Source organism: Oceanibacterium hippocampi, assembly GCF_900172325.1.
Taxonomy (GTDB): Bacteria; Pseudomonadota; Alphaproteobacteria; order Sneathiellales; family Sneathiellaceae; genus Oceanibacterium; species Oceanibacterium hippocampi.
In genome coordinates this window covers 790,817-807,627 of record NZ_FWFR01000002.1, presented here as the reverse complement: position 1 = coordinate 807,627, position 16,811 = coordinate 790,817, and the positions used below count along the sequence as shown (strand labels likewise).

The following is a 16,811-nucleotide window of genomic DNA, read 5'->3' as shown; positions in this document are numbered from 1 at the left end:
TCGGCGATGGCCCGGCAGATCGGCGATCGGTTTCGTCAGGCCGAGGCTGCCCGCTCTTTCATCATTTGCGCCCTGAGCGCCGCGGTCCCGGCGAGGTCGGCTGTTCCGCTCTCCGGATCGATCACGACCCCGTAATCCTTCGCCGCATCCTCGATCGTGTAATACTCGAGAAAGACGTCCCTGGTGACGGAGGCGGGATCGCGTTCCAGCGGATTCCCGTAGCCGCCGCCTCCCGGCGTCCAGACCTCGACGGAATCCCCCTCGGTCATCGAGATGCCCTGATCCTTGCTGAGATGCCTGGGGATGTACTGGCGGCCGTCCTTGTAGGACAGGACGATACGGTTGACCGCGCCATCGGCGCCGCCCGCCGCGCCAAGCGGTCCGCTACGCCCATGGTCCATGATGAACGAGAGCTTGGCATTCCCGCCGCGCAGCCTGACACGATAGTTCACGCCCAGGCCGCCGCGGCGCTTGCCCGGTCCGCCGGATCGCTCGTGCAGGCGATAATGTTCGAACAGGATTGGATAATATTGTTCCAGCACCTCGACCGGTGCGGTTGCCGCGTTCCCGGTCGTCGAACAGCCGTTGCTCATGCCATCGCCGTAGAGACTGCCGCCGTATCCGCCGCCGCTCAGGTTGTACATGACATAGTGCCGGTCCCGGCGCGGGTCCCTGCCGCCGAGCGAAAGGTTGCCCACCGTTCCGGCCGGTGCGGCCCAGCAAAGATCCGGCACCGCCTTGACCAGGGCGTCGAAGACGGCCTCGCACACGCGCTGGCTGACCTCGGCGGCACAGCCGGAAACCGGTCGCGGATACTCGGCGTAGAGGAAGGTCCCGTCCGGATCGGCAATGTGAATCGGTTCGAACGTGCCGGCGTTGATCGGCACGTCGGGGAAGATGTGCTTCACGGCCAGGTAGATCGCTGATTTCGTCGTCGCCAGCACGCTGTTCATGGGGCCGGCGCAGGGCGGGCTCGACTGCGACAGGTCGAAGTGGAGCTCGGTCCCGGTCTTGCGCATCGTCACGTGGATGCGCAAGGGCCTGTCGTCGATTCCATCCGAATCGACGAACGCTTCCCCTTCGTAGGTCCCGTCGGGAATGGTGCCAATTCGCGCGCGCATCAGCTGCGCTGCCCGGGTGCGAAACTCGGCCATCGCTGAATCGACCGTGTCGGCGCCGTAGCGGTCGAGAAGTTCGGTCAGCCGCCGATCCCCGATCGTGAGCGCGCCGATCTGTGCCTTGATGTCACCGATCCGCTCCTCGGAGACGCGAACGTTCGACAAGACGATCGACAGTATCTCCTCGTCGATCTCGTCTTCCTTGAAGATCTTGACGGGCGGCAGGCGAAGGCCTTCCTGCTCGATCTCGGTGGCGGTCGAGGAGAACCCCGATGGCACCATCCCGCCGCAGTCGGGCCAATGCCCGGTGTTGCTGAACCACGCGAAGATCTGCCCCTTGTAGAAGAACGGGCGCAGGAACTTCACGTCCATGACATGCGTCCCGCCCATGTAGGGATCGTTGAACATGAACACGTCGCCGGGGCGCACCTCGATGCCGCGCTCCTGGATATAGGCCAGGGCCGCCTGGGTCGAGAACTGCATGCAGCCGACGAAAATCGGCATGCCCCATTCGCCTTGCGCGATCAGGTCGCCAGTGTCGCGATGGTAGATGCCGTCGGAACGATCCATCGTCTCGGAAATCGTCGGGCTGAATGCGGCGCGCTGAAACGCGAGGTCCATCTCGTTGCAGACCTGCTGCAGACCGTTCTGGATCACCGCAAGCGTGACGTCATCAATAGTGCTCATCGCCATCAATCCTCACACGACCAAAACAAGATTGCCGAAACTGTCGACTTCCACATCGACGCCCGGCTCGACGATGACCGTCGTATCGAGCTGTTCCACGATGGCGGGACCGGAGAACCTCGTTTCGGGTGGGATCCGCTCCCGGCGGTAGATCGGCGTCGCCTGCCAGCCGCCCTCCTCGAACCAGACGCTGCGCTCGCCGACTACGGCGTCGCCGATATCGTCGGCCGCTTCCCGGGCGAGGAGCGTTTCAAGCGGCAGGCTGTGCCGGCGGCCAAAGACCGTCGTGTGGAGATCGACCAGTACCGGGCGCATTTCCGGAAGCCGGACCGCGAAGCGGTTCCAGTATGCTTCATCGAACAGGGCTCGCAGCTCCGCCAGTTCGACATCGACATCATCGAGCTTGATACGGAGCACGTGGGTCTGGCCGTCGAACTTCATGTGCGCGTGATGCGTGAACGACAGGTCGTCGATCTCGACATTCTCGCTTTCGACGGTCTCCCTGGCGGTCTTGACCTGGTCTCTGAGGACGCGATGAACCTCAGCGATATCAGTGTCTTCCAGCCGCCTGTTGATGACATTCACATAGTCATGCCGGACGTCGGCCACGATGCATCCGAACGCATTGATCAGTCCGGGCCGGAGCGGGACCAGGACGCGGGGGATACCCAGTTCCCTGGCGATCGCGACGGCATGGAGCGGGCCGGCGCCGCCGAAAGCGAACAGCGTGTAATCGCGAGGGTCGAGGCCGCGAGAGAGCGTGACCATGCGAATGGCGCCGGCCATCTTGTTGTTGCCGATCCGGATGACGGCGGCGGCGCTCTCCGCCGGGCCGAGGCCCAGCGTCTCGCCGATCTGCGTCGTCATCGCGGATTCGACGGCGTCGATCGAGACCGGATTGTCGACCGAAAGGAGGTTGTCCTTGTCCAGTCGCCCGAGAAGGAGGTTGGCATCGGTCAGCGTCACCCGTTCGCCGCCGCGGCCATAGCAGATCGGGCCGGGCGAGGCGCCCGCCGATTCCGGACCAACCTGCAACATGCCACCGTCGTCGATATAGGCGATGCTTCCGCCGCCGGCGCCGATCGTGTGGACGTCGACCATCGGAACATGAATGGGCAGTCCGAACTCGAGCTGCTTCTCGGTGGTTATTTCCGGCACGCCGCCCTTCACGACGCCGATATCGCAACTGGTGCCGCCCATGTCGCAGGTCACCAGATGACCGAACCCGGCGGCCGTCGCGTAGTAGGCGGCTGCGGAAACGCCGGATGCAGGGCCGGACATCACCGTCTGCACGGCGTCGTCGGCGGCAATGCGCGAGGAGACGAGCCCGCCGTTCCCCTGCATGACCAGAAGATCGCGGGCATAGCCCTTGTTGGCGAGCTCGCTCTGCAAGCGGGACAGATAGCGGTCGAGGACCGGTTGCACGGCCGCGTGTACGGTGGCGGTGACGCCACGCTCGAACTCGCGAAACTCCGAGATGATGTCGCTGCCCGCGGTGACATAGTTCGTCGGCCAGATGCCGCGGGCGATCTCGGCGGCGCGTCGTTCGTGCGCCGGATTGATGTAGCTGTGCAGGAAATGAACGACGATCGCCTCGACGCCGAGTTCGCGCAGGCGTTCGACCGCTTCGGCGACCTGTCCTTCGTCGAGCGGAACGACGACATTTCCTTCGGCATCCATTCGCTCGTCGACCTCGACGCGCAGGTTGCGCGGGATCAAGGGCGTGAACTGGGCGATCAGGCCGTAGGGCGCCGGCCTCGTTCGCCGGCCAAGCTCGAGCGTGTCCCGGAAACCCCTGGTGGTGATCAGGCCGCACCGCGCGATCTTGCGTTCCAGAAGGGCGTTGGTCGTGACCGTCGTGCCATGAACGATCTCGCGAATGCCGCCCAGGTCCTGCTTTGTCTTCTCGATTGCCGAGATCACGCCGAAGGCTTGATTCTGGGGTGTCGACGGCACCTTCTCCAGCCACACGCTGTTTGTCTGCTCGTCGATCAGGATGAGGTCGGTGAAAGTACCGCCGACGTCTACGCCAACAACTCGTGAAGTCATGTCATCCGACCCGTTCGTTCGAATATACGGAGAGGCTTGATCCCGGTCGCGCGATCAGGATCGGGAGGCTTGCCGGTCGTGGCGGGCTGTAACCTCGATCTCGATCTTCATGCGGGGATCCATCAGCGGCGCGACCCATGCCGTGCAAGCAGGCCGCACCTTGTCGAGGTTGTCCCGAAGGACAGGCGCGACCTTCGGATAGTCGGCGGCGTCGGAGAGGATCAGGCTGATCCGGACGACGTCGGCGAGTTCCGCGCCCGCCTTGTCGAGCGCCGACGCGATGTTCCGAAAGGCCTGTGCCGCCTGCTCGGCCACGTCTTCGCTTATGGCGCCGGTGACGTAGTCATGGCCACCGCATCCGGAGACGAAAACCCAGTCGCCATCGACGACAGCTCGAGAATAGGCGCCGACCTTCTCCATTTTCGATCCTGAATCGATGAGTAGCCGATCCACGGGACGCTCCCCAGAATTGAGTTCTACTGACAGCGATCCTGCATACCGGAATCGTAGTATTCAACGTAATTAGACGCGGCTGTACGACTACCCGGAAGTGATCGTCGTTTGACCATTTTCGGTCTACCGATGATCATCTTTCCGGTCGCAAATGGATTGTGTCGTATCGGCGCGGCGTTCGATTAATATGGCGTTCGGGTGACAACCATAAGCGCGCCTCATCGGCGGCAGATCGGCGAATTTTGACCTCGGCAGACGTTCAGGAGACGAAATGGCGCCCCAAGCCATAGGCACCGACAGCCAGTTCACTCCTCAGACCGGTCGGCGTGTGGAGGCCACTCGGGAAATCCGGCGCGAACGCCTGAAGATGTTCGGTTTGACGGTGCCCGCGCTGGTCATGGTGACGCTTTTCCTGGGCGTGCCGGTTGCCTGGCTCTTCGGTCTCTCCTTCTATGAAGACGGGCAATTCACCGCGCGGCATTTCACACGAATGCTGGAGGATTCCTCCTATTCCAGAAGCCTTTGGCTGACGGTCCAGATCAGCGTCGCGGTCACCGCCTTCGCGATGATCGTCGGCTATCCCGTGAGCTACGTCCTCAGCCAGTTGCCGAGGCGGTGGGCGGCAATCGGCCTCACGTTCGTCGTCATCCCATTCTGGACGAGCCTGCTTGTCCGAACCTACGCCTGGCTCATCCTGCTGCAGCGGAAAGGGGTGGTGAACGATGCGCTGATGTCCATCGGGATCATCGATGAACCGCTTTACCTGGTCCACAATGTGACCGGCACGATCATCGGCATGTCGCACATCATGCTGCCGTTTCTCATCCTGCCCCTCTACGCCAACATGAAGCGGATCGACCTGAGCCTGGTGAAGGCCGCGCACAGCCTGGGGGCCAGTCCGACCTTCGCCTTCTGGACCGTCTATTTTCCGTTGTCGTTGCCGGGCTTCCTGGCCGGGGCTCTGCTCGTCTTCGTTCTGAGCGTCGGGTTCTATATCACCCCCGCAATTCTCGGCGGCGGCCGCACCATCATGATTTCGATGCTGATCGAGAGAAACGTGAACCTCTTCTTCGAATGGGGGGCGGCCAGTTCGGTCGCGATCGTCTTCCTTGCCGTCGTTCTGGGAATCTTCTGGATCCTCAACCGGTTCCTCGCGGTCGAACGCTTGATGGGCGAATAGAATGGATAATGATACGACCTCGGGCCTGGTCAGCCACTATCGCAGGATCTGGCTCTATCTGTTTGTCGTGGCAGCGCTTTTCTTTCTGATATTGCCGATCCTGATCGTCATCCCGATGTCGTTCTCGGACTCGCGGTTTCTCGATTTTCCTCCCGACAGCTGGTCGCTTCGCTGGTATCGCCAGTACCTGACGACACCGGAGTGGATCGACGCCACGTTCGTCACTCTCCAGGTCTCGTTCTTCGCCTGCCTGCTGTCGACGCCGCTGGGCGTTGCGGCCGCCTACGGGATCCATGTCAGCGGCTGGCCGCTGATGAAGCGCATCCAGGTGTTGCTGCTCCTGCCGCTGATGGTGCCCCACATCATCATCGCGATCGGGCTGTTCTTCGTGCTGGCCAATCTCCACCTGATCAACACGCTGACCGGGCTGATCGTGGCAAACACGATGCTGACGCTCCCGTTCGTGCTCGTGACGACCCTGGCGGGCCTGCGCAATTTCGACATGAACCAGGAGAAGGTGGCGCGCAGTCTCGGCTACAACCGGTTCTGGGCGTTCATTCTCGTCACGCTTCCGCAGATCAAGGGGAGCGTCGTCTCCGGCATGTTGTTCGCCTTCATCATTGCGGTCGATGAAGTGATCGTCGCGCTGTTCATCTCGGGCGGTCTGAACACGACCTTGACCAAGATCATGTTCACCGCTCTTCGCGACGAGATCGACCCGACGATCGCGGCGATCAGTTCGATCCTGATCGTGACCAGTCTGGTGGTCGGCTTCGCCGCGTCGTTCGTGAACAGGGATCGTCGCCAATAGGCGATGGTACGGTCAGTCCGCCGGGACGACGACCGTGTGGGACGGGTGCAATCCAAGTCCGATGCGTTCCCCGACGGCGGGAATGGCGACGTTGCTGTCGTGCCGTGCCGGACGCCGCATCGAGATACGACCGCCGCCTTCGAGCGTCAGGAAGACCAGGATACTGTCGCCCTGGTAGATGATTTCCTCCACGGAGCCGGGCAGGGAGTTCACGTCGTCGCCGGCCTCCCCGGAGAATCTCAGTTTCTCCGAACGGATCGCGAGGAGAAGCTGCTCGCCGGAGGGCAGGGCGCGTTCCGTCCGCAGTTCGCTGACGCCGAACCTGACCCGCCTGTCGTCGATCCGTGAAACCGGAATGAGCGTCGATTCACCCACGAACTCCGCGACGAAACGCGATTTCGGGGCATCGTAGAGTTCCTGCGGCGTGTCGACCTGATCCAGTTTTCCATCGCTGAGGATGGCGATGCGGTCACTCATCGTGAGCGCTTCGCGCTGGTCATGGGTGACGTAGACCGTCGTTGCGCCGAGCGTGGAATGCAGGTGACGGAGCTCGATCTGCATCTCTTCGCGGAGCTGCTTGTCCAGCGCGGAGAGGGGCTCGTCCATCAGGATGATCTTGGGCTCGAACACGACGGCCCGGGCCAGGGCCACGCGCTGGCGCTGGCCGCCCGAAAGCTCGCTGACGCGCCGTTCGCCATAGCCGCCCAGGCGGACCAGTTCGAGCGCCCGTTCGACCCGTCGAGCGATATCGGCCTTCGCGTATTTTCGCGGGCGCAAGGGAAACCCGACATTGCCGGCGACGCTCATGTGCGGAAACAGGGCGTAGTTCTGAAAGACCATGCCCAGGTCGCGCTTGTGCGGCGGCAGGAACGAGACATCGGTGTCGCCAAAATGGACGGCGCCGGAATCGAGCCGGATGAAGCCAGCGATGATATTCAGAAGGGTCGTCTTGCCGGAACCGGACGGGCCGAGAAGCGTGACGAACTCGCCGGCCTCGATATCGAGCGATACGGAGGACAGCGCCGCTACAGATCCATAATGCTTGCTGATGTCATTCAGACGGATCGGGAGCGAAGAGGCGTTCACGGGCGTATTCCACTGTCTCGGGTCTGGAACGTCGACAGACAGGGCGTTCTGGCCCTGCCGATCATGTCAAGGCGGATGGGGCCGGCTCCCGTAGGGGGCCGGCCCCGGTGCCGCTACTGCTGAAGAAACGTCGCGAAACGCGCGAGAGAGTCTTCTCCCGCCTGCGACGCGTACCACTCCGCGGAAACGATCCCCTGTTTCGGCATGTTTTCCGGGGACGTCGGAAGCTTCGCCGCCTGTTCCGGCGAGATCTCTCCGGTGTCGTATGCCTTGGGGTTCGTCGGGCCGTACTGGATGTGCTTCGTGAACATGGCTTGAGGCATTGCCTTCAAGCTGTGATTGATGACCTCGTAGGCCAGTTCCGGGTGCGGGGCACCCTTCGGAATCATGAACCCTTCGACATCCAGAAGCGCCTGATTGAACTGGAAACCGACTGCTGCGCCGTCGTCGGCCAATGCGCCTGCGCGTCCGTTGGCCAGCAGGATCATGTCGACCTCGCCGTCCCGGATCAATTGCATGGCCTGGCCCTGCGAGGTCCACCAGACGGCGACGTCAGGCTTGATCTCCTCGAGCTTCTTGAAGGCGCGATCGACGCCGCCGTCGCCCATGAGGCCATTGTAGACCTCGCCCGGGGCGACGCCGTCCGCCATCAGGGCGGCTTCAAGCACATATCGCCCGCTGGCCCAGAGCGAGCGGCGACCCGGGAACTTCTTCACGTCCCAGAAATCGGCCCATCCCTGCGGCGGGTTGTCGCCATACTTGTCGGCCCGGTAGGCGATCCCGTAGGAAAACGTCCAGAGACCGACGTAATGCGGCCTGACGAACTCAGGGGGCAGGTTGCTCGTATCGATCTTGCTGTAGTCGAGTTCCTCGGCGAGGCCGTTTTTGACGGCGCGTTCGCAGATCGCGAAACCGGTGCCGACGATGTCCCAGGATACGTTTCCGGCCTGCACATGCGCCTTCAGACCGCCGTATCCGCCATGCCGGTCCTCCCGCACGGTGAGGCCGAGTTCCTTCTCGGCGCTTTCGAAATAGGCCTTCCGCTCGGCTTCCTGTGTGACGCCGCCCCATCCGGCAAACGTGACATACTTGTCTGCTGCCGTTGCCGGTCCTCCCAGAGTGAGCCCGAGAGCTGCAACCGACGCCACGAGCAGCAAGCTGCCGATGTTTCGTCCTGAAGTCACTTTATGTACTCCTTCCCTGTCATGAAGCTACGGTTCTCAATCAGGCTCTCCCGTCGACCAAATCGTAACGTCTTGATGGCAGTCGAACTGACATAGCGTTGAGATTAATTGGATAAGTCGAGTACATAGTGATGGACTGCAAAACGCCGGCTCAAGGGTATTCGCCATGATTGCTCCGATGAACTGCCGGGGTGTTCATTCGGGTAATCGTTGTTCGCCGAATGATGCAGGGCGCCAGGGACGGGTGGGTGATCTCTTCTACTGAAGAGTGTTTGAAATCGCCTCGGACCGCAATCCGGCTGACCGCCGCGCGCCCGGCCGGCTCCGGTCGCGGGGATCACTCCCGGTCAGGACCCCGGATCGCCTCGCGGGCGCCCGGGTCGCTCATCGGTCCCGGTCTCCACCTTCGGCAGGACGATGCGGATGACGGTACGGCGGCCAAGTTCGCTTTCAATCTCGATATCACCGCCGGACTGCTTGATGAAGCCGTAACACATGCTGAGGCCGAGGCCGCTTCCCTTGCCGGGTTCCTTAGTCGTGAAGAACGGTTCGACCGCGCGCTCGGCGACCTCGCGGGTCATGCCATGGCCATTGTCCGCGACGGAAATCGTGACATACGACCCCGGCTTCATGTCGAGATGCCGCGATGCCCAGTCCTGCCCCAGAAAACCTGAACGGCAATCAATTCGCAGAATCCCGCCGTCGGGCATGGCGTCGCGGGCATTCAGCGAGAGATTGAGCAGCGCGCTCTGCAGTTGGGTCGGGTCGACGAGAACCGGGCAAGACGACGCTGCGGGCACGATCTCGATCGCAATGGTCTCATCGAACGTAGAACGCAGGATGCTGTGCAGTTCGCGCAGGATCTCGTTGACATCGACAACGCTCGGCTGCAGCGGCTGGCGGCGCGCGAAGGCCAGGAGTCGCTGGGTCAGGCCCTGGGCGATCTCGACCGCGGCGCCGCACGCGTTGAGGTGCGTCCACGGTGATTTTCCCGTCCGCACGGCCAGTTTCAGCTGCTCGAAATTGCACTCGAGTGCCAGCAGGACATTGCTGAAATCGTGCGCGACCCCGCTGGTCAGTTGTCCGAGCGCCTGCAGTTTCTGCGCCTGACGCTGGGCCTCGTCGTGGTGCTTCTTCGCCGTGATGTCGGTGTTGACGGTAACGGTGCCGCCGCTCGAGGTTTTCCGCTCGACGATCTGCAGCCACCGGCCGTCGCAGAGCTGGACCTCGAAAAGCCCCTTGGGGTCGTTGTGATACCGGATCCGCTCGTCGATCCAGGGCGCCTTCTGCTCTTTCGCGGCCGGGTAATAACCGTGGTCGGCCGCAGCCCTGACGATCTCCTCGAACCGCGATCCCTTGCGCATGACGCGCAGATCCCGGTCCTTGAAGAAATTGTAGTTGCTGTTGAAGATGACCAGGCGGTCGTCGGCGTCATAGAGCGCGAAGCCTTCGGAAATGCTCTCCATCGCGCCGACAAGCAACTCGTGCGCCTGGGCGTTCCGCGTTGCGGTGTCGCTGTTGCCATTGACCGCGCGGCCGGTCCCCACATAGCCGCGGAAATCGAGCCCGCCATCGAACACGGGCTCGCCATTGAGAAGCACCATTTGTTCGGTTTGGGAATCGTCGGAATAGGGGACAACCCAGTCGAAGAACGGTTTCCGTTCGCGGATCAGGTTCGCCGCGCCGGCCGGGAAGGAACCCTGCGCGAGTTCGTCCAGGGAAACTCCCTCCCAACCCAGGGGAAGAAACAGGTTCGCGCCGGGACGCTTGCCGGCGCCGGCAATGGTCAAACGCAGAAACGCATCGGTTTTCCACTGCCATTCGCATGGATCGTCAACTAATCCCGTAATTGCTTTCATGCGCATGCGACAGATTACTTGCGTTTGCATTGAATAGACGCAGTACAGCGTTCCGGAACAAGTTCACATGTCCGCTGATTTCCGGCTTCATTATGGCGGAACGGAAGCGCCGACCCAATAACTCAAATTCGATGTCCATTGAAATTCGGCGGTGGTCGCAGTCGCCCGGTGATCCCCGCGACAGCCTTCACGTTTGAGTGATCGCTCAAAAACAGCATTGAGCAATCACTCAATGCCCCCATCTCTTGCGAACACCGATGACGAACCATCGACCGGACCGGAAAGCCCGCCACGGGCAGAGGGCCGGCGACCAAACCAGGAGTTACCGATGACCACCTTCACCTTGCACGACGAAGCGACCGCGCCCGAGGGCAGCAAGGCACTGCTCACCAAATCGAAGAATGCCTTCGGCAGGATCCCCGGCCTGCACGCCGTCATGGCCGAGGCCCCGGGCCTTCTGGAAGCCTACCAGCGTGTCCACGAGCTGTTCGTGAACTCGAGCTTCGACAAGGACGAACTGACGGTGGTCTGGCAGACCGTGAATGTCGAGAATGCCTGCCATTATTGCGTGCCGGCCCATACCGGGATCGCCAAGAACATGGGCGTGGACGACGCCATCACCGAAGCGCTCCGTAACAAGACGCCGCTGCCGAACGCCCGGCTCGAGGCGCTGCGCGACTTCACCCTGAAGCTGGTTCGCGATCGCGGCAACGTCGATGATGCATCGGTGCAGGCCTTCCTGGATGCGGGGTTCACCAAGCGGAATATCCTCGAGGTCATTCTCGGCTATTCCCAGAAGGTGATGTCGAATTACACCAACCACCTTGCCAATACCCCTGTTGACCGGGCATTCCAGAAGTTCGAGTGGCACGAAGCCGCCTGAGCGATCAGGCCGGCCCGGTTTCCGAACCGGGCCGGCACCGGTCCCGGTTGCGAGCGGCGGTGTCGAGGCGCGAGAATCGGGTTTGAAGGAGATATCATGACGACCCAGTCAGAACCGCTCCGGATCGATATCGTTTCGGACGTCGTGTGCCCCTGGTGCATCATCGGCTACAGGCAGCTTGCCCGGGCTCTCGATGCGACCGGCACGGCGCATGAGATCCACTGGCATCCGTTCGAGCTGAACCCCGACATGCCCCCGGAGGGGCAGAACCTGCGCGAGCATATCGTCGAGAAATACGGCTCGACTCCGGAGCAGTCCGAAGCGAGCCGGGTAAGGATGACGGAACTCGGCACGGATCTAGGTTTCGTCTTCCGGTTTGCCGACGACATGCGCATGCACAACACCTTCAACACGCATCAGCTTCTCCACTGGTCCGACCAGCAGGGCCGGAAGCATGCGTTGAAGCAGGCGCTGTTCGCGGCCCATTTCACCGATCGACGGGATCTGTCCGACGACAACGTGCTGGCGGACGTCGCCGCCGATGTCGGACTGGACCGGTCCGAGGCCCTGGCCGTTCTTGCCGACCAGCGGTATGCCGCCGAGGTGCGCAATGTCGAGAACTTCTGGGTGAGCCAGGGTATTCGGGGTGTCCCGGCGATGATCTTCAACCGCCGCCACCTTGTCACCGGCGCGCAGGGCGTCGAGAACTATACGCGCATCCTGGAACAGCTGGCCGGGATGCAGGACCAGGCAACCGGTTGAAATCCTGTGAAACGGCGTTGCGGACGATGGCGCAGCGGCCGGCCACGGGGGGACTTTGGATCATGAAACGTGCCGCCCCATACGACCGAGACACCGCGCTGGACGCGGCGATGTCCCTTTTCTGGGACAGGGGCTACCACGCAACCTCGCTCAAGGACCTGGAAACGACGCTTAAGATGAAGCCGGGCAGCATCTATGCGGCCTTCTCCAGCAAGGAGAACCTGTATCTGCTGGCACTGGAGCGATATTTCGAGGCAGCCCGTGCGCGGTTCCGTGAACAGATGGCAAAGGCGTCCTCGCCGCTCGAGGGCCTCGCCGAGCACATCCGCGCTTACGCGCGGCTTTCGCCGGACGATGCCGCGCGGCAGGCCTGCATGTTGACGAGGTCGCTGGTCGACAGCTGTGCGACCGAACCGGTCATTGCCGAGCGGACACGCGCCTACCTGGCAGGCATGCGGCAGGAGTTCGCAGCGGTTTTCGCGCGGGCCAGGACAGCCGGCGAGCTGCACCCCGACGCGGATGTCGACCGGCTCGCCCGCAGGTTCCAGGCGAACATCGCCGCGCTGCGCTTCGAAATGCATCTTGGCACGAACCAGGCTGATGTCGCCGCGCTGGCCGACGACATGGCGCGAGAGGTCCGATGCCTGCGGGCGAACCCCGCCGGCATGCCGAAGCAGGATGGGCACGCATGCCCGTGAATGAGGTGGTTTCAGGCCACGCCCATTCCGAAGGATCGTCCGAAATCCGGCAGGTCGCGTCGTTCGGCGCTGCCGCCAACATGAAGAAGGGAAGAGAACAGGATCATGTCTGATACAGCTTCTTACGAGCCGCCCAAGGTCTGGGTCTGGGACGCCGAGAACGGCGGGAACTGGTCCAAGATTAACCGCCCGATCGCGGGGGCCACGCACGAGGCCAAGCTGCCCCGCGGCGAGCATCCGTTGCAGCTCTATTCGCTCGGGACGCCGAACGGCCAGAAGGTCACCATCATGCTCGAGGAGCTGCTGGCCCTGGGCGAGACCGGCGCGGAATATGACGCCCACCTGATCCGGATTGCCGATGGCGAGCAGTTCTCCTCCGGCTTCGTAGAGCTCAACCCGAACTCGAAGATCCCGGTGCTGCTCGACACCGGGACCGGCAGCCGCGTCTTTGAATCCGGCGCCATTCTGCTCTACCTCGCCGAGAAGTTCGGCCACTTCCTGCCGAAGGACCCGGCCGCCCGTACCGAGGCACTGAACTGGCTGTTCTGGCTGCAGGGTTCGGCCCCCTATCTCGGCGGCGGGTTCGGGCATTTCTACGCTTATGCGCCCGAGAAGTTCGAATATCCGATCAACCGCTTCACCATGGAGGTGAAGCGCCAGCTGGACGTGCTGGACCGGGAACTCTCCGCTCGCCGGTACCTCAGTGGCGACGATTACACCATCGCCGACATGGTCACGTTTCCCTGGTATGGCAATCTGGTGCTGGGCCAGGCTTATGGCGCGGGCGAGTTCCTGCAGGTCGAAAGCTACAAGAATGTTCGCCGCTGGGCCGACGAGATCCTCGCGCGTCCGGCCGTCCGGCGCGGGCGGATGGTGAACCGCACCTGGGGCGACCCGGCCGGACAACTCCACGAGCGCCACGACGCGTCGGACTTCGATCTGAAGACCCAGGACAAGCTGGCGCCTGAAAACGCCGCCTGAAACGACCGATCAAGACGGCCCGGTCTCTCGTCGAGGCCGGGCCTTCGCGCGCCTGTCCAGTGAGCCTTCCCGGGCGGGAGCGACGCGCTGTTGCTTATCGCGGGTGCATCCAGGGGAACGTGATGTGGCAACCGCAGCAAGCCGGAATCAGTCGTCCCACTCGATCCCGAACGTACTGACGAGATCCCTTACTTGCGTGTCGGTCAGCCCGATCGGGTTGGCGCCGCGAGTGAGCAGGGCGAGCCTGGCCGTCTCCTCCAGTTCCTCGATGGCGCAGACCGCGGCCTCGAGATCCTTTCCGGCGACGACCGGTCCGTGGTTCGCGAGGAGCACGGCGGAGCGCCGGCCGCCAAGGCTCCGGACCGCGTCGCCCATGGCCGGGTCGCCGGGACGGAAATAGGGGAGCAGCTTGACCTTGCCGAGGCGCATCACGGAATAGGCGGTCAGCGGCGGCAACAGGTTGTCGGGATCCCCGCCGGGCAGGAGCGACAGCGCGACCGAATGGGTTGCATGCAGGTGCACCACGGCGCCGGTCCGTTCGCCGCGGGTCCCGTAGAAGGCGCCGTGCAGCGGCATTTCCTTCGTCGGCGCGTCGCCCGCGACCAGGCGGCCCGCGGCATCGAAGCGGCTCAGCCGGTCGGGGTCGAGGCGCCCGAGGCTCGCGCCGGTCGGCGTGACCAGCAGGCCACCGTCCGGACAGCGGGCCGAGATGTTGCCGGACGCCCCCCCGGTCAGGCCACGCTCGAACAGCGAGCGGCCATGACGGCAGATCTCCTCGCGGAGGCGGGCCTCCTCGCTCACGCCAGCATCCCGAGAGCCTTCGCGAAGAAATCCTCCGACCCGAAGTTCCCCGACTTCAGCGCCAGCGCAAGATCGGGGCCGTCGACGGAACGGGTCCAGGGAACGCCGGGGTCGATCTCCTGGCCTATCGTCAATTGCCGGACCCCGAGCGCGGCCATGACGGCGCCGGAGGTCTCGCCGCCAGCCACGACGATCCGCCGGGCGCCGGCGCCGACAGCGGTTTCGGCGAGCCGGGCGAGGGCGGATTCCACCAGGCTGCCGGCGCGTTCCCGGCCGAGCTTCCGCTGCAGGAGTTCGACCAGATCCGGCGTGGCGGAGGAATAGACGAGCAGGGGACGCGATCCGAGATGATCCCGCACCCAGGCGCAGGCGCGGTCGATCTCCGCCGGATCCTCGTGCAGGCGTCTGGCATCGATCTGCAGGTGCGGCATGACCGCTCGTGCCGCTTCGACCTGGGCTCGGGTCGCCGCCGAACAGCTCCCCGCCACGACGATCGCGGGGCCCGCAGGCGCCTCGATCGCGGCCTCCCGGGCCGGGCCCTGCAGCAGACCCCGGGCGCGCCATGCCGCCGGCAGGCCGAGGGCGACGCCCGAGCCGCCGGTGACCAGCAGGCTGTCGGCCACCGCGGCGCCGATAACCCGAAGGTGACCGTCGCTGATGGCGTCAACGATCATCAGGCGCCTGCCGGCATCGGCGGCCGCGCGCAGCGCGTCGGCGACGGCTTCGGCGCCGGCCTCGACCGTCTCGCAGGAAACCAGCCCGACCGGCCCCCGGCTCTGTCGCTGGAGCACGGCCACGAGGTTGCTGTCGAGCATCGGCGTCAACGGATGGTCGCGCATGGGCGAGTCGGAGAGCAGCCGGTCGCCGATGAAGAGATGCCCGCGATAGACGCTTCGCCCGTTGGCCGGGAAGGCGGGGCAGGCGATCGCCAGTGGCGCGCCGAGCGACTCGAGCAGAGCCTCGGCGACCGGGCCGATATTGCCGCGGTCGCTGGAATCGAAGGTCGAGCAATACTTGAAGAAGAACCGCCGGGCGCCCGCCGCCCGCAACCAGTCGAGGGCTGCCAGAGACCAGGAAACGGCCTCCGCCGCCTCGACCGTGCGCGATTTCAGGGCGACCACGATGGCGTCCGCCTCCGGTGCCGGGGCGCATGCCTCGGGCAGGCCGTTCACCTGCACCGTGCGCATGCCTTCGCGTGCCAGCATCAGCGCCAGGTCGGTGGCCCCGGTCAGATCGTCCGCGATACAGCCGAGCAGCACGGTCAGCGCCCCGTTCCGGCGACCGGCCGGGCCGGACCCTGATCGAGCCGCAGCACGAAGTCAGGGCCGCCGGCCGGAGGATCGAAATAGCTGAAGACCAGCGGGTCGTGTCCGGGGATGACCAGCGACGGCTTGTCCGCAAGCGATTGAATGCGGCGGAAGCCATCCAGCATGGCGGCGAGATCGACGACGATGGGGAACGGTTTCGCGCGAAGGAAATTCTCGTAGTAATGCGAGGCGTCGGAGGCAAGGCAAAGCCATCCGGCCTCGGTCCGGACACGCACGACCTGCAATCCCCGGGTATGTCCGCCGATGCGGTGGATGCTCACCCCCGGCGCGACGATGCCGTCGCCGTTGTGGAACTGGACCCGGCCCTCGAACAGCCGCCGGACCATCTGGCAGGCATGTTCCGCGGTGAACGGCTTCCGCAGGTGCTCATGGCACATGCAGGGTCCGGTGACGAAGGCCATCTCCGTTTCCTGGATATGGACCGTCGCCCGGGGAAAGCGGTCGAGCGCGCCAGCATGGTCATAATGCATGTGTGTGATGATCAGGTTTTCGACGGCCATCGGGTCGATGCCGACGGCGGCAATCGCGTCGCCCGGGTCGCGCAGGATGGGGCGGCCGCGGCGCTCGCCCTCGCTCCGGTCATAGCCGGTATCGACGACGATGACACCGGCCGACGACTTCAGGATCCAGATGAAATAGTCCATGGCGTGGGGCGTCGCGTGGTCGTCATCGAGAATGAAGGAGTCCTGACGTGTGCGCCCGTTGCGTTCGGCGTATTTGACCGCGAATACCTGCCAGACGACGTCCATTGCAGCCCCTCCCGCGAGATCCCGCGCCATTTCCGGCGTGCCCCCTTCGCCCTTGTCAGGCAAGCCCGGCGGGCGGCGCCACATGGCTGTTCAGCCAATGACGTATACATAATAAAATTCATTGTCAATTCTCCCGCGCCCGCATATACAAGGATCGGTTCGGCCCACGGACCATCCCGAGG

15 protein-coding genes are annotated in these 16,811 nt (G+C 63.8%); 6 read left to right on the top strand and 9 right to left on the bottom strand.

Translation table 11 applies throughout. The annotated features are described in order from the left end of the window. Positions 1–35 precede the first annotated feature (35 nt). From OCH7691_RS14785 to OCH7691_RS14775, 3 genes are read right to left on the bottom strand one after another with little or no spacing between them, the layout of a single operon-like run. Positions 36–1,805: a hydantoinase B/oxoprolinase family protein gene (locus tag OCH7691_RS14785; RefSeq protein ID WP_085884492.1), complete on the bottom strand. Its 1,770-nt coding sequence runs from the start codon at positions 1,803–1,805 to the stop codon at positions 36–38. A 12-nt stretch (positions 1,806–1,817) separates the two neighbouring features. Continuing rightward, positions 1,818–3,854: a hydantoinase/oxoprolinase family protein gene (locus tag OCH7691_RS14780; RefSeq protein WP_085884298.1), complete on the bottom strand. Its 2,037-nt coding sequence runs from the start codon at positions 3,852–3,854 to the stop codon at positions 1,818–1,820. Between the two features lie 54 nt (positions 3,855–3,908). Then, positions 3,909–4,307 carry a RidA family protein gene (locus OCH7691_RS14775; RefSeq protein ID WP_217808025.1) on the bottom strand — a complete coding sequence of 133 codons (399 nt, stop codon included), beginning with the start codon at positions 4,305–4,307 and terminating at the stop codon, positions 3,909–3,911. Positions 4,308–4,674: 367 nt separating this feature from the next. Between OCH7691_RS14775 and OCH7691_RS14770 the strand changes: the two genes are divergently transcribed. Further along, positions 4,675–5,487 (top strand): ABC transporter permease, encoded by an 813-nt coding sequence (locus OCH7691_RS14770; protein ID WP_245826570.1) that lies wholly within the window; start codon positions 4,675–4,677, stop codon positions 5,485–5,487. 1 nt (position 5,488) lies between these two features. Continuing rightward, positions 5,489–6,298, top strand: coding sequence for an ABC transporter permease (locus tag OCH7691_RS14765; protein ID WP_085884295.1), 810 nt, complete (start codon positions 5,489–5,491; stop codon positions 6,296–6,298). 12 nt (positions 6,299–6,310) lie between these two features. Here OCH7691_RS14765 and OCH7691_RS14760 read toward each other — a convergent pair whose 3' ends face one another. The 3 genes from OCH7691_RS14760 to OCH7691_RS14750 all read right to left on the bottom strand — a co-directional run bounded on the left by OCH7691_RS14760 (position 6,311) and on the right by OCH7691_RS14750 (position 10,358). Next, the gene (locus OCH7691_RS14760; protein ID WP_085884294.1) at positions 6,311–7,384 is read right to left on the bottom strand and encodes an ABC transporter ATP-binding protein; all 1,074 of its coding nucleotides are present in this window, start codon (positions 7,382–7,384) and stop codon (positions 6,311–6,313) included. Positions 7,385–7,497: 113 nt separating this feature from the next. Continuing rightward, positions 7,498–8,532 (bottom strand): ABC transporter substrate-binding protein, encoded by a 1,035-nt coding sequence (locus OCH7691_RS14755; RefSeq protein ID WP_245826578.1) that lies wholly within the window; start codon positions 8,530–8,532, stop codon positions 7,498–7,500. Between the two features lie 383 nt (positions 8,533–8,915). After that, complete coding sequence (locus tag OCH7691_RS14750) at positions 8,916–10,358, bottom strand: PAS-domain containing protein (RefSeq protein WP_217808023.1); 1,443 nt, start codon at positions 10,356–10,358, stop codon at positions 8,916–8,918. A gap of 397 nt (positions 10,359–10,755) precedes the next feature. Between OCH7691_RS14750 and OCH7691_RS14745 the strand changes: the two genes are divergently transcribed. The 4 genes from OCH7691_RS14745 to yghU all read left to right on the top strand — a co-directional run bounded on the left by OCH7691_RS14745 (position 10,756) and on the right by yghU (position 13,751). Beyond that, complete coding sequence (locus tag OCH7691_RS14745; protein WP_085884291.1) at positions 10,756–11,310, top strand: carboxymuconolactone decarboxylase family protein; 555 nt, start codon at positions 10,756–10,758, stop codon at positions 11,308–11,310. 96 nt (positions 11,311–11,406) lie between these two features. Further along, a complete protein-coding gene (locus OCH7691_RS14740; protein ID WP_085884290.1) occupies positions 11,407–12,072 on the top strand; it encodes a DsbA family oxidoreductase in 666 nt (221 codons plus the stop codon). Positions 12,073–12,134: 62 nt separating this feature from the next. After that, entirely contained in the window at positions 12,135–12,770 is a 636-nt protein-coding gene (locus OCH7691_RS14735) for a TetR/AcrR family transcriptional regulator (protein WP_085884491.1), read from the top strand. A 105-nt stretch (positions 12,771–12,875) separates the two neighbouring features. After that, positions 12,876–13,751 carry a glutathione-dependent disulfide-bond oxidoreductase gene (gene yghU, locus OCH7691_RS14730; protein WP_085884289.1) on the top strand — a complete coding sequence of 292 codons (876 nt, stop codon included), beginning with the start codon at positions 12,876–12,878 and terminating at the stop codon, positions 13,749–13,751. 147 nt (positions 13,752–13,898) lie between these two features. Here yghU and otnC read toward each other — a convergent pair whose 3' ends face one another. Genes otnC through OCH7691_RS14715 form a run of 3 tightly spaced genes read right to left on the bottom strand, consistent with a single transcriptional unit; the run spans position 13,899 to position 16,629 of the window. Then, positions 13,899–14,552, bottom strand: coding sequence for a 3-oxo-tetronate 4-phosphate decarboxylase (otnC, locus tag OCH7691_RS14725; protein ID WP_085884288.1), 654 nt, complete (start codon positions 14,550–14,552; stop codon positions 13,899–13,901). After that, on the bottom strand, positions 14,549–15,811 hold the full coding sequence (gene otnK / locus OCH7691_RS14720; RefSeq protein WP_085884287.1) for a 3-oxo-tetronate kinase: 1,263 nt from the start codon (positions 15,809–15,811) through the stop codon (positions 14,549–14,551). Before otnK ends, otnC begins: the two co-directional genes overlap by 4 nt. A gap of 2 nt (positions 15,812–15,813) precedes the next feature. Beyond that, positions 15,814–16,629 carry an N-acyl homoserine lactonase family protein gene (locus OCH7691_RS14715; RefSeq protein WP_085884286.1) on the bottom strand — a complete coding sequence of 272 codons (816 nt, stop codon included), beginning with the start codon at positions 16,627–16,629 and terminating at the stop codon, positions 15,814–15,816. Positions 16,630–16,811 lie beyond the last annotated feature (182 nt).

What these genes read in the sequence shown, in the direction of transcription:
- OCH7691_RS14785 (WP_085884492.1), bottom strand. Translation starts at nt 1,805, where the DNA reads ATGAGCACTATTGATGACGTCACGCTTGCGGTGATCCAGAACGGTCTG.
- OCH7691_RS14780 (WP_085884298.1), bottom strand. Translation starts at nt 3,854, where the DNA reads ATGACTTCACGAGTTGTTGGCGTAGACGTCGGCGGTACTTTCACCGAC.
- OCH7691_RS14770 (WP_245826570.1), top strand. Translation starts at nt 4,675, where the DNA reads ATGTTCGGTTTGACGGTGCCCGCGCTGGTCATGGTGACGCTTTTCCTG.
- OCH7691_RS14765 (WP_085884295.1), top strand. Translation starts at nt 5,489, where the DNA reads ATGGATAATGATACGACCTCGGGCCTGGTCAGCCACTATCGCAGGATC.
- OCH7691_RS14745 (WP_085884291.1), top strand. Translation starts at nt 10,756, where the DNA reads ATGACCACCTTCACCTTGCACGACGAAGCGACCGCGCCCGAGGGCAGC.
- OCH7691_RS14740 (WP_085884290.1), top strand. Translation starts at nt 11,407, where the DNA reads ATGACGACCCAGTCAGAACCGCTCCGGATCGATATCGTTTCGGACGTC.
- OCH7691_RS14735 (WP_085884491.1), top strand. Translation starts at nt 12,135, where the DNA reads ATGAAACGTGCCGCCCCATACGACCGAGACACCGCGCTGGACGCGGCG.
- yghU (WP_085884289.1), top strand. Translation starts at nt 12,876, where the DNA reads ATGTCTGATACAGCTTCTTACGAGCCGCCCAAGGTCTGGGTCTGGGAC.
- OCH7691_RS14715 (WP_085884286.1), bottom strand. Translation starts at nt 16,629, where the DNA reads ATGGACGTCGTCTGGCAGGTATTCGCGGTCAAATACGCCGAACGCAAC.